Genomic DNA, 12,053 nt, shown 5'->3' with positions numbered 1-12,053 from the left:
GGGCCCAGTAGCAATGCACCGACTTGCCGCCGGTCTTGACCATGGCTGAGGGCTCAGGTAGGCCTAGCTCGCGCCATGCCCGCGACTGCCACTCGATGGGCTTGCAATCCCACTCGACAAACAGAGCCCGGCAGGCATGTACGTCGTGGTCTTCGACTGCGCCTGTTGGTTTGCCGTTCTTGTACTTGCCGGTTGCTTGATCTGCATCACCAGTGATGAAGTAAATCGACGCTCCCGCTTTGTTGTCCGTCTCAAGCGTGGCCAGGTCGAATCCCTGCAGGTCTGTACCGTTGAGGTGCCTTATTGGCCCCTGGTCAGGCAGGAGGCAGCGGTACCAAGTTTTGGCGGGGTCTTTGCCGAGTCGCTGTAGGAAGCGCTCTGCCTCGGTAGGTAGGCTGGTTTCAGGATTTAATCCACCAGCCACCGCTCCAACGGTGGCTTTTTCTTTCATCTGTCCCGCGTCAACCCCCTTGGCCGATTGGCGTCAATCAAGTTGGCCGGTGAGGGGAACTGATCGCCCCCCAGTTGTCGCCGGCGACAACTGGGGGGCGATGACGCTGGAGGCGACACGAAAACTGAGCCACACATCAGTCCGAGCCATTGCCAGCACTGACTTCCTCTGATCGGCACCAGGCGACAACCACGTTGGCCGGTTAGGCGCCGAGACCTCTGCTGAGCCTTGCCCTGGAGCGCACGAGCCGGCGGACCGCACAGTCCGCCGGCAGCGCGGAGCTCCCCGCCGGGGTCTGGCACCATCGGCACCAGGTTGTCGCCGGACGACAATCTCCCGGGCTGTTCTCCGCTTCTCTACGGCTGCTGTGGCTATTTGCTGCCGCTGCGCCGGCTTGCTTGGGCGCGGCGGTGGCTGTCGCCGCTGATCTCGACGATGTGGCAGTGGTGCACCAGCCGGTCCACCGCCGCCACGGTCATTGAGCTGCTGGGGAAGATCTCATCCCAGGCGGTGAACGGCTGATTGGCGGTGATCAGCAGCGATCGGCGCTCGTAGCGGTGGCAGATCAGCTCAAACAGCACGCTGCTCTCCTGTTCATCCCGCCGCACATAGCCAATGTCATCGATCAGCAGCAGCGGGTAGCGATCCAGCCGCTCCAGCGCTGCCGGCAGGTTGTATTCGGCGCGGGCCTTCTGCAGCTCCTGCACCAGGCTCGTGGCGGGATAGAAGCGGCAGGCCTGATCCAGGCCGATCTGCGCCAAGGCGATGCCGACCGCCAGGTGCGTCTTGCCCACACCGCTGGGGCCGAACAGCAGCACGTTCTCGCCCCGCTGCAGCCACTCGCTCTGGCGGCTCAAGGCCTCCAGTTCCTGCCATCGGTGCGCCTCGATCCGGCCGCCATGGTCGTAGTCCGCCAGCGCTTTGCTCCAGGGCAGCTGGGCCGCGCGCAGCAGCCGGTGCTGGCGGGCCTGCTGGCGTTGCTCCATTTCCTGCTCGCACAGGGCATAGAGAAACTGACTGGGGCTCCAGCCCTCGCCCTCAGCCTGCGAGGCGATGCTCTGCCAGTGGCAGCGGATCCATGCCAACCGCAGCTGTCGCAGCAGGATCGGCAGGGCGGCTTCCGCCGCCTGGGGCCGCGGGATGGAGGGCAAGGAGGTCGTCATAGCTCTGCAGCGTGTGTTGGGAAATGCGTTGCGGCGGGTGGGGGCGATGGGGCGGCAGCCGGAAGCGTTGCTGCAGCGCCGCCAGCGACAGCCCCTGCCGTTGATGGGCCTTCTCGAGCCAAACCAGCACTGGCTCGTAGCCCGCCAGGCGGCAGCCCACATACAGCGCCTCGACCATCAATCGGGCGGCGGCGTCACGGTCACCGCCATTGCGCAGCTGCTGCCACAGCTGCCACCAGCGCTCATCGGGGAACAGCTCCCGCTGGTAACTGCAGTGCAGCAATGCCCGGGGTTTTCGCCTGAGCGCATCGATCAGGTGCTCCAGATCGATGCTCCACGCCCGCCCATGACGCTCGACACCGCCGTGGCGCCGCTCCAGTTCGCAGGCGATCTGCCGGCCCAGAAGCAGCTGCAGCCGGTCGTGGAAGATCCGCACCGTCAGCCGCTGGTCGATCAGCCGCGGCGGCACCGAATACACGACTCTGCGTACCTCGATCGTGCTGGTGCGCCGCACCGTGAGCTGTTCAATGTCGTAGTCGGCAAAACGAAACCGCGGTAGTGGCCGCAGCGCCGCCTGCTCCTGCTCCAGCCGGATCAGGCGCGGCCTGTTGTACTGGTCAATCACCGCGGCCAGAAAAGCCTGGTATTCAGCCAGCGACTCGAAATCACTGCTGCCGCGCAGCAGCAACGCCTGCTCGATCCGCCGCTTGAGATGGCCATGGGGACTCTCCACACGGCCGTTCTCATGCGCCACCCCCAGGTTGTTGCGGCTGTAGGCCAGGCTGTAGTGGCTGCAGAGGGCGTGATAACGGCGGGTGATGTCGGAGCTGAAACTGCCGTTGCGGTTACGGCACGCTGCTGATAACCGGTCGGTGCGCAGTTCACCTGGCACCCCGCCGCAGGCAGCCAGAGCGTTCTGCAGACCCTCGGAGAGGGCTGCAAAACTCTCGCCGCCCTGGACCACCTGCGCATAGCTCCAGCCGCTCCAGGCCAGGCGGTAGTGGAACAGCAGATGGGGGAACACCTGGCCGGCGATCGTCACCTCCACCCCCTTGAGCTGGGTGAAGTCACAGAAGGCAATTTCGCCAGGCTCATAGCTCAAAGGGAAGATCACCTCCGGCGCCGGGCCGTGCAGTGCCTTCCACTCCCGCACCCGGCGCTGCAGGGTGCGCTGTAGCGGAATCCAGTCCACATCAGGTTTCTGCTGCTGCAGATGCTCCAGGAGCGTGATCGGCGTCAGCGCGGGTGAGCGCTGCAGCAACGGCACCAGCTCCTCCTCCCATACCCCTACCAGCGGATCGGGGCGGGTGCGGCCACGGGGCTGGTTCGCCCGCGGCTGCAGCTGATTGCATTCAATCCGGCGAGCACTGCGCACTGAGATGCCCGCCGCCGCGGCAGCAGCCTCCTGGCTGCTGCCGCCTCGTCGTTTCGTCATGAACAGATTGCGTTGGTGGCTTGTCAGTGGTGCCGGCATCACCTGGTCCCTGCGCATCGGCACCAGGGTCTCCAGCACTCACCCCACCGGCCAACGAGCTTGTCGCCGACCGGCCAACTTCATTGTCGGCGGACATTCATCGCTCAAGCCCCCACCAGTTCAAGGGTCCGGGCATCGCGTGCACAGGCTTGAATCATTGCCCGCTCACATAGCTCCAGCTGATAGAGCAGCGGGCTGTTCGGAGCGGGGAACTTGCGGCGATAGTGAACGCCGAGCTTTAGGAAACCAGCAGTACGCCAGCGCAGGAGGGTGCGCTCACTGATACCAAGTTGATCAGCGGCGGCACGTTGCGCCACCCATTTGGGATTGAGAGGGGTCAAGGTAGGGATTCTCATGAATCCCCATCGCGCTGAGGGCAGTGGCAACCGCTTTGCCTGCTAGCACCTTGCAATCCTGAGCCAGGACTGCTTGACCATCCAGGGATTCGCGCAGGATCTCTGGGGAGATTGCCCGCGCGAATGCGATGGCTTTGGGTGCGTTTGTGCCTCGCAGTTTTTGGCCTGAGAGGTAGCGGGATCGGGGTTGTCTCGCCATCAAACGATGAGGGGTTTGTGAATCACCGCTCCTTAGAGCCCTAACCCTTGTTCCAGCAGTTGGTGACACTGCGGCCCAGCAACCTTGAGAGGCAGTCAACGGCCTACCTTTCGGGCGCCCGTTGAATCAGTTGTCAGATACTAGCAGACTTAACGCGACAGTCATTGCCAACTGATTGGGGCCTTGTTGTAGCACAAAGTTAGTGCTCAGAGCTGCTTGGCTGTCACTTAAGGAACCGCCGCCCGTTCAAACGCAGCCGCCGCACCCGCCTCAGTTGCCCATGGGTAGCTACGGCAATGCACCTCGATGCTGTGCCCCATCGCCAGCGCCATAGAGCCGTTGTCGATGCCGCGCTGGTGACCGCGCACGCTGTAGCTGTGCCGGAAGCTGTAGCAGCTCAGCCGCTGGCTCTGGGCCTCAAGCTGGGCCCGCAGCGACTTCCACCCAGTGCGGCGGTTCAGATAGGTGGCGATGGCATCCGCTGCACCGTTGCCCGATCGCAGCGAGGGCAGCTCAATGGGCCACCGCTCCAGCAGGTGCCATTGCTGGGCGGCGCCTTCGGCGTCAACCAGTGGTAGCGGAAACAGCCGCCGCGGTTTGGTAATGCCGCCACCTGCTCTCTTTTCGTAGCTGCACCACCAGTAGCGCTCACCCGTTTTCGGATCTGCCTTGACGCTGAGGTGTAGTAGCTCGATTGGGCGCAAGCCGAGTTCACTCAACAGCCGCAGAACATCAGCCCAGCGCTGCCCTGCTGCGTCATCAGGCAGTGATGCGATCAGGTCGATGATCTGCTGATCGGTGATCGGGTCGCTGGCCTTGCTGGTGGCGGTGGGCGGGCGCCGGCCGATGTGTTCCTTGAGATCGGTTGGTGGTGCCCAGACCACCGGCACCTGCTCACGGGCAACGCAGTAGCGCATGAACTGGGCCAGGTTGCGGGCCCGCTCCTGCCGAGTGCGGCTCCCTGGCGGCCAGCTGCGGATGCAACGGTCGAGCAGGTCTGCTGGCGTGGTGGGTGGCTTGCGGCTGGTGAGCAGCTCCACCGCCTCAGTGAGCACTGGCTGGTATTTGGTGGCCCAGGTGCCGGGCTTGATCGCAGTGCCGTGCTCCAGTTTTTGCGCCTTGAACCGCTCAAGGGCCCCCGGCCAGTCGCGCTGCTCGGTCAGCTTGGGCGCCTTGCCTGCCGCGATCTCGGCGGCCTGGCGGAGGGTATTCCCCTCCTGCGTTAGTGCGTAGACGTTTCGGATGCGGATGTAGGCGTCGCCTGATTCAGATTTGGCCCAAGCGAAGGGCAAAGTGATCGCCTGCTCTGCCTCACCCCTGACCTTGAGCATGACTCGCCCGGATTTGGGTGACTCGCGCACCGTCCACCCCTCGCAGAGCTCGCGGACGTGCTCGCGGAAGGCAATGGCCCAGGGCTCCTGATTCCTGACGCGGGGCATCAAAGGCACCCAAAAGGCACCCAAAACTAGCGTAAGCTGACAGGACAAGGTCAGACAAATGTCGCCAAAACTGGGATTACAGCTGAAACCCCGCTCAGGCAGTGGCGCTGAAGAAGGCTTTGGGAGCACTAGGTCGCAGGTTCGAATCCTGTCGCCCCGACTGACTTTTCACCGATTAGCTAAGGGAGAGGGGAGAGATTTGGGGAGAGATTCCCAGTCACTCCGCTCTCCATGGCCTGGCCTGCTTAATGAGCCATTGCTGGAGTCAAGCCTCTTATTCGGCTTTGCGTTTTCAGTTCAGTACTGGTGTCCCGGCTCTTGATCCAAGGAGATTCCGTAAAAAGAGCAGTCGCCCATTGCGACGGATCTGGGCTTGAGCGACAAATTTCCATTGATCGATGCCGGATCTGCAAGCAGCCAAGAGCAGGCCATGGAAGGCGCCCAATACCCGGGAGATCTCTCCCCAGCGGGAGAGGTCTGACGAGGCGGTAAAGACTGGTTGGCAGCAACGACAAGGCTGGTCGAGGTTGTTGCCAAGCTACTCAGCACTTCGCTGACAGTTGCTCCGGTCGACGACGGCCGTCCTTGAGCGTGCCACGGCTGCGCCGTGGCCTGCATCGGCCAGCCGCCGCCGCCCTCCGCTCTGGGGCCGGTGATTTGGGGGTGGAAGGCAGGGCCACTTCCCCGCGGCTGCGGTGGCCGGGCACTCGCCCGCATTGATGGGGAAGGAGAAGGTTCCAAATTTCCTCGCGCGGCTGCGCGGCCTGTTAGCTATTCAGAGCTGAATCTGGTGGGCCTGCTTATCAATTGCAGATCCCTCCGAGCATGGCCAGGTTTTGCGTAGAGCCATTGCACTGCAGTGACTCAAGCAGTCCATAAGTGCACTTGTACTGCTAGAATAAGGGCTGCGCCAAAGGCCCTAAGCCCATCGCCTGCGGTAATCCGATTCCCTGATCTCGCCAGCACTGCCGCTCTTCTATTTGCGGTGTGTTGCCCCGATCAGTTGTCACTTCTGGCAGCTGATTCATGGATCTTTGTATTCCTTGTGGGCCCGCAGTGGCCCCATCCCACTCGCTTGTGATCGTGGCAGGCGGTGGCCGCGATCTGCTTTGGTTGCCCGCGCAGATCGCCGCTGTTCTTCTGGCCCGCAGCAGCGGTCAGCTCGTGCATGGGCTGCTCCATGGCGGAGCCCGCGGCGCTGATCGCACCATCGGTCGCGCCGCTTTTCAGCTGGGCTGGCCGGTTGAGGTGCTCCCCGCCGATTGGCGCCGCCATGGCCGCGCTGCCGGGCCAATCCGTAATCGGGAGCTACTCGAGCTGGCGATCAGCCGGGCCGATGCGCTCAGCTCCGCTGCTGCCCCGGTCTCGGTGCTGGTGGTGGCGTTCCCCGGTGGCGCTGGCACCGCCTCGCTGGTGAGAGAAGCCCGCCGCTTGGCAGCCCATGCGCCAGTGCCGCTCTCTGTGGCGCAGATCAGCCACGCCCCCAGCCTCAATTGATTCCTGGGCATTGCCCCCTCTTTTCCTATTCCCCCTTTCTCCTCATTGGTGCCATGGCTGTTCTCACTCCCATCCCCACCTGCTCCCTGCAGCGCTCTGGTTCCCTCTGGCAGCTGGGCATCGAGGCCCAGGAGCTCACCACCGCTATCTCCCAGCTGGCCGAGCAGCTGGAAGCCGACGACCCCGAGCAGCGCGCTTTGGCCCTCGCCGAGCTCGAGGCCGCCTTGCTCGCAGAAGAAGGCAATAAAGCTGCCCTCTTTGCCAAGGCCGATGCCACCTGCTGGGTGATCGAGCACCTGCGCGGTCAGGCCACCTACCGGAGCCAGCAGGCCAAGCGGCTCGCCGATCTGGCCCGCTCTGATGCCGGCCGGGCCGATGCCCTTGAGGAGTCGCTGGTCTTTGTCCTCACCCAGCTGCAGCCAGCTGCTACGCGCTTCTCCTTCCCCAATCACGAGCTGTCAAGCCGCAAGTCCCAGGCCGTGGTGATCGACGACGAAGAGGCCCTCGATTCCGAGTGGCTCACCTTCTCCACCACCAGCAAGCCGGACAAGAACGCCATCAAAGAGGCACTCAAAGCAGGGAGGGAGATCCCCGGCGCTCAGCTGCTCAACCGCCGCTCCTGGCGCATCCACTGAAAGGGGGGGGCAGAGGCCCCCTCGGCATGGCCCGCTGCAGTGGCGGGCCGCTTCTTACTGACCCGATTTCGCTCCTTTTTTCTTCTCGCTCCATTGCTTCCCATCGCCATGTGTCCCGCCGCTCCTTCCGCCAATGGGTCCAGCACCAGCAATCGTCCCGCAGCTCCTCGTCCGGCCCAGCGGCCGCCCTCCGCTCTGGAGGTGATCCGCTCCGCTGAGCGGTCCGATACGGAGACCTCAGCAAGCCCACCATCAGCCGCAGTGCCGCAAGTTCTCCAGACTCAGCACCTTGGCTTCTCCCCCGAGCAGCTCGCCGCTCTCTCCGCCCCGCTGGATCGGGCCAACGTCCGCCAGCGGGAGCAGGGCCGCAGCCGCGTGAGCTATTTGGAGGGTTGGCAGGTGATCGCAGAAGCAAACCGCATCTTTGGCTTTGATGGCTGGCAGCGCCAAACCATCGCCGTCCGCTGCGTTGCCCAGGCAGAACGAACCATCGGCAGAGATCAGAAGCCCGGCTGGGGCGTCACCTACACCGCCCGCGTCCGCATCACCGTCACAGCCGGAGGTCTTACGCCTCTGCTTCGGGAAGGCACTGGCGCCGGCCATGGCATCGACGTGGACCTGGGGCAGGCCCATGAGTCCGCCATCAAGGAGGCCGAAACCGATGCGATGAAGCGAGCGCTGATGACCTTTGGGAACCCATTTGGCCTCGCCCTGTACGACAAGGCGCAGCGGCAGGTCAGCAGCGCAGCGGGCCAGGGTGATGGAGCCCAGCGGCCTCCCGTGATTCGGCCGGCGGCTGGCGCACCCTCTTCCGCCGCAGCACCCCCGGCCCAAGCCCACCCCCAGGTCACGGCCTCGACGCCAGCGCCATCAGCTCCGGTCGATCCCGGCCAGGTGCCCCTCGATGCCCAGACCATCCAGCACCTCCACAGCAGCCTGCGGACCCTGCCCCGGCCCCTGCTGGAGAGCCTCACCAGTGCCTTCCGCAAACGATTTCAGGTGCCAGATGAGGCGGTGACGATCGCCGATCGGATCAACCAGAAGTGCCACCACGACTGGATTGAAGCGTTTCTGGTGCAGCACCAGCCGGGCGCCGACTGAGGCCCTGGCGCCAAGATCCATACCGTGCTAGTACAGGTGTACGCATGTTGTGTTTGCCATGGTGCCGGTCCCTCTCTCCCGCCTGGAGCCCTCCCGCAAGGAGGAGATAGAAGACTGGCCCTGGCTGGATCAGGCGGTGCTCTGCTCCAGCCGCAGCCGCCGTGTCTGCATGACCTGCCACTTCTTCCGCCACCACCCGGGGCCCGAGTGCATACCGCTGCTCACCTGCCACCTGCATCAGGGCCTCATCGCTCATGGCGAGCACCTGACAAGCCGCTGCAGCGGCTGGACCGAGGACGTTCATCGCCAGCGGGGCTGGGCGCCTGAGGTGGCCTGAGCGGTGCTGCTCTCTTGCAGCACTTCCTGATGTCGTGCCTTCACCAGCCGAGCTGTTTCGGCAGGGCCCCGATGCCGCTGATGACGGCGCAGCCCCTGGGCAACTGAGCTTCGTCGCCTGGGCGGTACTTGCCGGTCTGAACGAGCCAGGCCCTGAGACCTGCGGCCGCGGCGCCGCACACATCGGCCTCCACGTCGTCGCCCACCATCAGGCAGGCATCGGCCGGCAGCCCCAGTGAGCGCACCACCTCGGAGAAGAACTCCGCCGAGGGCTTGCCCATCACCAGAGCGGTGCAATCGGCGCCGTACTCCAGGGCCTGTAGGAAGGCCCCGGCATCCAACATCCAGCGCCCCGCCTCCCGGAAGCGGCGGTTGCGGCCGATGCCGATCAGCGGCGCCCCCTGCATCAGCAGCTCCAGAGCTCTGTTGAGGTTGGCGTAGCTGAGCAGATCACGGCCATCCCCCAGCAGAACGCAATCCGGCGGCTCGCCACTGCTGCCGGCGAACAGCGGCGCAATCGCCGGATGCACCAGGGCCAGGGGGTGACGGTGTTCTCGCTCCAGCCAGCTTCTGGCCGCCAGGGGAGCGGTGGCCAGTTCGGAGGGCTCCGCCGCCAAGCCCAGCTGCTGCAGATCCTGCAACAGGTCGTCGTGATGGCGGGTGGCGGTGTTGGTCACAAAGCGGATGGCGACCCCCCTGCGGCGGGCCAGGTTCACCGTGTCAACCGCCCCCGGCAGGGCGCGCTGATCCTCGATCAGAACCCCCTGCAGATCCAGGAGCAGGGCCGAGGGCCAGGCCTTGTCTGGAGCCATGGGGAGCCCTGATCAGAGTGCTGCAGACACCTTGATGGTCCTGGAGGGTTCGCTTCTGCTGCTGGTGAACAGCTCGATCGCCTCGCCGTAGCACCGTCACCCCATGGAGATCACCGTGAGCGAGGTCAGCTTCTCTTGAGGATCAGCGGCTCGTACGACCGCTCCGCGATCTGCTCAGTCAACTGAATCTGCTCGGTCACCTGATAGTGGACGTCCTCGCTTCGCTGACACAGCGACAGCACCTCCTGGCATGGAATCCCGCCAATCAGGTTGGTCTCCTGGGGGGTGACACCTTCCCCCCGATCAGGCTCCCTGGAGGCCTGGCTCGCCGCCATCGAGGAAGCGGCGCAGGTTGACGCCGGCCTCCATGGCGGCAGCCAGCAGCTCAGCGCGTTGCAGTTCATCGAGGCCATCCCAGAAGGCATGGAACAGATCCAGCGACGCCTTGCCCATTCCCACCAGCCCCAGCAGTGACAGCGGCATTGCCAGCCATGGGAACACCAGCAGCACCACCGCCAGCACCAGGCTCACGGCCGCCCCCTGCTTCACGGAGGCCCACACGGTGCTGCCGATCATCTGGATCTGCACCGCACGGTTGATCTCGCCCCGCTTGCGCAGCGCCTCGGTGCGCAGGCCGGTGAGTAGGGACTGGTAGATGGCAAACACCACAACGCCACCAAGGGTGGATTCGGTGATGAACTCCCCGCCGGTGAGGCTGCCGCCATTGAGGTTCACATCGATCGAGGCCAGACCCGCCAGTGGTGCCGCCTCGATGCCGGCCTGGGGAATACGGAAGGGGTCGCGCTCGCGGGTCATCGCTATACAGCAGCCTTCCATCAGCCTGGCAGCGGGATCAGCGCAATGGAAGGTTCAGTTCTCCGTACAGCACCGGATTGACGTCATACCCACGTCTCGGCGCCCTAAGCAGCAGCAGCTCAGGCAGCAGGTTGGATTGAGATCCCCGCGCTGTTCTCCCCTTCCACCCGATCGCAGAGTTCGCGGAACTGGCAGTTGCGGCAGTAGCCGAGGTTCTCCGTCAGCGGGAACGACTCCTTGGCCAGAGGGATATTCCGTTCACGGTCGCGGCAGAGGCTTTCCATCTCCTTGATCTCGGCGGCCACTTCCGCTGCCAGACCCTGCAGATCAGTGGCCGTGGGACGTTTCTCAATCTCCGCGTAGCTGTTCTGGAGGTAGGCCGCCACGCAGCGGATCTGCGTAGCCGGCAGCTTGAGGTGGTCTTCCGCCCAGGCCGCGTATCCCAGCAGCTGGCGCAGATGCTTGGCCGGATCCTGGCGGCCACTCTTCCAATCGAGGATCACCACCTCCCCGTCCACCTCAAAGAGGCAGTCGACCTTGGCGTAGATCTTCATTCCCTGCAGCCGGGCTTCCCCGTAGCCCGGTGGCTCGATCAGATAGCGCGGATCACCCTGGAGCACCTCCTGCAGCCAGGCGTAGCGCTCACTGGCCAGCAGCTGCTCCAGGCAGACCATCACCGGTTCAAGCAATTCAGCTGGCTCAGGCGCTGGGCGCTGGCGGTAGTGCACCTCCATCAGCTCGGTGCCGGCGAGCAGGCCGGTGATGGTCTGCTGCACATGGCGGGTGAACCGCTCGCGATCGATCGCTGCCGTGGTGCGCAGCAGCCGTGTGAGCAGGGCTGCCAGCACCTGGTGCACGGCATCCCCGGTCGTCATCGGGATGCTGCTGAGCCCCTTCAGCCGCTGGATCAACGCTGGCGGCAGTTCGTGGTCGTAGCGGCCGTAGTACTGGAAGAAGTAGCGCCGGCGGCAGCTGCGGAAGGTTTCCGAGCGCGTCGACGACCAGCCCAGCTGCGGCGTGTAGGGGTAATCCGGCAGGGTGATCGCAGGCATCGACCTTGGGCTCACCGCAGCTCTGGGCGCAGTCTGCACCGCATCTCGCCACGCCCTGTGGGATCCGCCTGGGCTGATGTCGATCCCCAGCGGCGTCGCGGCACTGAAGTGGCTGAGGGACGTTCACGCCAGGGGGGAGGATCAGATTGATCCCGAGCTTCTGCCTGTCGCAAGCCACCCTTTAGAGGCGGCCAACCGCGAGGCCTCCTGCATGGCCTCGATGCAGCGCTGGGTGCGGCGTTTGGCGTCGTCCTGGCTTTGGGCCCGCATGAGATAGCCCTCCATCGCCTCCGGTGTTTCGATCAGCGCCAGCAGCCCAGCGGTTCGTGGGCTCAAGGAGCCATCGCCCAGCAAACGACTCACGCTGCCGTTCTCCCAGAGCTGGGCACCTTCTGATCCCGCAGCGAACAACTCCTGTTGCAGCACCCCAAGCAGGGACTGCTTAAACGCATCGAGCTGGCCAGGCCGTAAGCGCCGGCTGTTGGGCAGCCCTGCTGCACTCCCTGCAGGGATCACAGCTGGCCGATCAGGCGAGTGCTCCACACTCCAGCTCAGCCCAGTTCCGGGTATTCCCACCGTGGTGCGCGGGCTGCCACTGCGGGCGACGGGGATATTGAACGAGGCGCCCCGCCCGCCCACCGAGATCGAGCTCAAGCCCCCCTTGGCGAAATTGAAGCGCAGGGGCCCGAGGCGGGCGGAGCGGCGGAATCGGAAACCCATGG

14 protein-coding genes are annotated in these 12,053 nt (G+C 64.7%); 5 read left to right on the top strand and 9 right to left on the bottom strand.

The features are described from left to right. The first annotated feature begins 136 nt into the window (after window positions 1-136). A complete protein-coding gene (locus tag H8F27_RS16650) occupies window positions 137-370 on the top strand; it encodes a hypothetical protein (protein ID WP_197149627.1) in 234 nt (77 codons plus the stop codon). Window positions 371-822: 452 nt separating this feature from the next. Here the strand turns inward: H8F27_RS16650 and istB are convergent, their stop codons facing one another. From istB to H8F27_RS16635, 4 genes are all read right to left on the bottom strand, one after another. Continuing rightward, entirely contained in the window at window positions 823-1,536 is a 714-nt protein-coding gene (istB, locus tag H8F27_RS16645) for an IS21-like element helper ATPase IstB (RefSeq protein ID WP_231596186.1), read from the bottom strand. Next, a complete protein-coding gene (gene istA / locus H8F27_RS17840) occupies window positions 1,490-3,127 on the bottom strand; it encodes an IS21 family transposase (protein ID WP_231596227.1) in 1,638 nt (545 codons plus the stop codon). The genes istB and istA overlap by 47 nt, the downstream gene beginning before the upstream one ends. A gap of 65 nt (window positions 3,128-3,192) precedes the next feature. Beyond that, entirely contained in the window at window positions 3,193-3,405 is a 213-nt protein-coding gene (locus tag H8F27_RS16640; RefSeq protein ID WP_231596391.1) for a hypothetical protein, read from the bottom strand. A 465-nt stretch (window positions 3,406-3,870) separates the two neighbouring features. Beyond that, window positions 3,871-5,082, bottom strand: a complete 1,212-nt coding sequence (locus H8F27_RS16635; RefSeq protein WP_197149617.1) for a site-specific integrase — start codon at window positions 5,080-5,082, stop codon at window positions 3,871-3,873. A 1,056-nt stretch (window positions 5,083-6,138) separates the two neighbouring features. Between H8F27_RS16635 and H8F27_RS16630 the strand changes: the two genes are divergently transcribed. The 4 genes from H8F27_RS16630 (at window position 6,139) to H8F27_RS16615 (ending at window position 8,652) form a co-directional block, all read left to right on the top strand. Then, window positions 6,139-6,579: an SLOG family protein gene (locus H8F27_RS16630; protein ID WP_231596390.1), complete on the top strand. Its 441-nt coding sequence runs from the start codon at window positions 6,139-6,141 to the stop codon at window positions 6,577-6,579. Between the two features lie 53 nt (window positions 6,580-6,632). Then, a complete protein-coding gene (locus H8F27_RS16625; RefSeq protein WP_197149613.1) occupies window positions 6,633-7,214 on the top strand; it encodes a siphovirus Gp157 family protein in 582 nt (193 codons plus the stop codon). Between the two features lie 201 nt (window positions 7,215-7,415). Next, window positions 7,416-8,315 carry an RAD52 family DNA repair protein gene (locus H8F27_RS16620; protein WP_231596389.1) on the top strand — a complete coding sequence of 300 codons (900 nt, stop codon included), beginning with the start codon at window positions 7,416-7,418 and terminating at the stop codon, window positions 8,313-8,315. Between the two features lie 58 nt (window positions 8,316-8,373). After that, a complete protein-coding gene (locus tag H8F27_RS16615; protein ID WP_197149604.1) occupies window positions 8,374-8,652 on the top strand; it encodes a galactose oxidase in 279 nt (92 codons plus the stop codon). A gap of 40 nt (window positions 8,653-8,692) precedes the next feature. Here the strand turns inward: H8F27_RS16615 and H8F27_RS16610 are convergent, their stop codons facing one another. The 5 genes from H8F27_RS16610 to H8F27_RS16590 all read right to left on the bottom strand — a co-directional run bounded on the left by H8F27_RS16610 (window position 8,693) and on the right by H8F27_RS16590 (window position 12,051). Further along, a complete protein-coding gene (locus H8F27_RS16610) occupies window positions 8,693-9,463 on the bottom strand; it encodes a TIGR01458 family HAD-type hydrolase (protein ID WP_197149416.1) in 771 nt (256 codons plus the stop codon). A 125-nt stretch (window positions 9,464-9,588) separates the two neighbouring features. Continuing rightward, window positions 9,589-9,798 carry a hypothetical protein gene (locus H8F27_RS16605; RefSeq protein ID WP_197149602.1) on the bottom strand — a complete coding sequence of 70 codons (210 nt, stop codon included), beginning with the start codon at window positions 9,796-9,798 and terminating at the stop codon, window positions 9,589-9,591. Continuing rightward, complete coding sequence (locus tag H8F27_RS16600) at window positions 9,767-10,279, bottom strand: hypothetical protein (RefSeq protein WP_197149601.1); 513 nt, start codon at window positions 10,277-10,279, stop codon at window positions 9,767-9,769. Before H8F27_RS16600 ends, H8F27_RS16605 begins: the two co-directional genes overlap by 32 nt. 119 nt (window positions 10,280-10,398) lie before the next feature. After that, window positions 10,399-11,331, bottom strand: a complete 933-nt coding sequence (locus H8F27_RS16595) for a PD-(D/E)XK nuclease family protein (protein WP_197149600.1) — start codon at window positions 11,329-11,331, stop codon at window positions 10,399-10,401. Window positions 11,332-11,472: 141 nt separating this feature from the next. Continuing rightward, window positions 11,473-12,051 carry a DUF4236 domain-containing protein gene (locus H8F27_RS16590; RefSeq protein WP_197149599.1) on the bottom strand — a complete coding sequence of 193 codons (579 nt, stop codon included), beginning with the start codon at window positions 12,049-12,051 and terminating at the stop codon, window positions 11,473-11,475. Window positions 12,052-12,053: the final 2 nt, after the last annotated feature.

The sequence above is a fragment of the Synechococcus sp. CBW1108 genome, from assembly GCF_015840335.1.
Lineage (GTDB): Bacteria > Cyanobacteriota > Cyanobacteriia > PCC-6307 > Cyanobiaceae > Cyanobium_A.
The sequence above is the reverse complement of the archived record's forward strand: the minus strand, read 5'-3'. Positions and strand labels throughout refer to the sequence as shown.

What these genes read in the sequence shown, in the direction of transcription:
- H8F27_RS16650 (WP_197149627.1), top strand. Translation starts at nt 137, where the DNA reads ATGTACGTCGTGGTCTTCGACTGCGCCTGTTGGTTTGCCGTTCTTGTA.
- H8F27_RS16635 (WP_197149617.1), bottom strand. Translation starts at nt 5,082, where the DNA reads ATGCCCCGCGTCAGGAATCAGGAGCCCTGGGCCATTGCCTTCCGCGAG.
- H8F27_RS16625 (WP_197149613.1), top strand. Translation starts at nt 6,633, where the DNA reads ATGGCTGTTCTCACTCCCATCCCCACCTGCTCCCTGCAGCGCTCTGGT.
- H8F27_RS16615 (WP_197149604.1), top strand. Translation starts at nt 8,374, where the DNA reads ATGGTGCCGGTCCCTCTCTCCCGCCTGGAGCCCTCCCGCAAGGAGGAG.
- H8F27_RS16610 (WP_197149416.1), bottom strand. Translation starts at nt 9,463, where the DNA reads ATGGCTCCAGACAAGGCCTGGCCCTCGGCCCTGCTCCTGGATCTGCAG.
- H8F27_RS16605 (WP_197149602.1), bottom strand. Translation starts at nt 9,798, where the DNA reads ATGGCGGCGAGCCAGGCCTCCAGGGAGCCTGATCGGGGGGAAGGTGTC.
- H8F27_RS16600 (WP_197149601.1), bottom strand. Translation starts at nt 10,279, where the DNA reads ATGACCCGCGAGCGCGACCCCTTCCGTATTCCCCAGGCCGGCATCGAG.
- H8F27_RS16595 (WP_197149600.1), bottom strand. Translation starts at nt 11,331, where the DNA reads ATGCCTGCGATCACCCTGCCGGATTACCCCTACACGCCGCAGCTGGGC.
- H8F27_RS16590 (WP_197149599.1), bottom strand. Translation starts at nt 12,051, where the DNA reads ATGGGTTTCCGATTCCGCCGCTCCGCCCGCCTCGGGCCCCTGCGCTTC.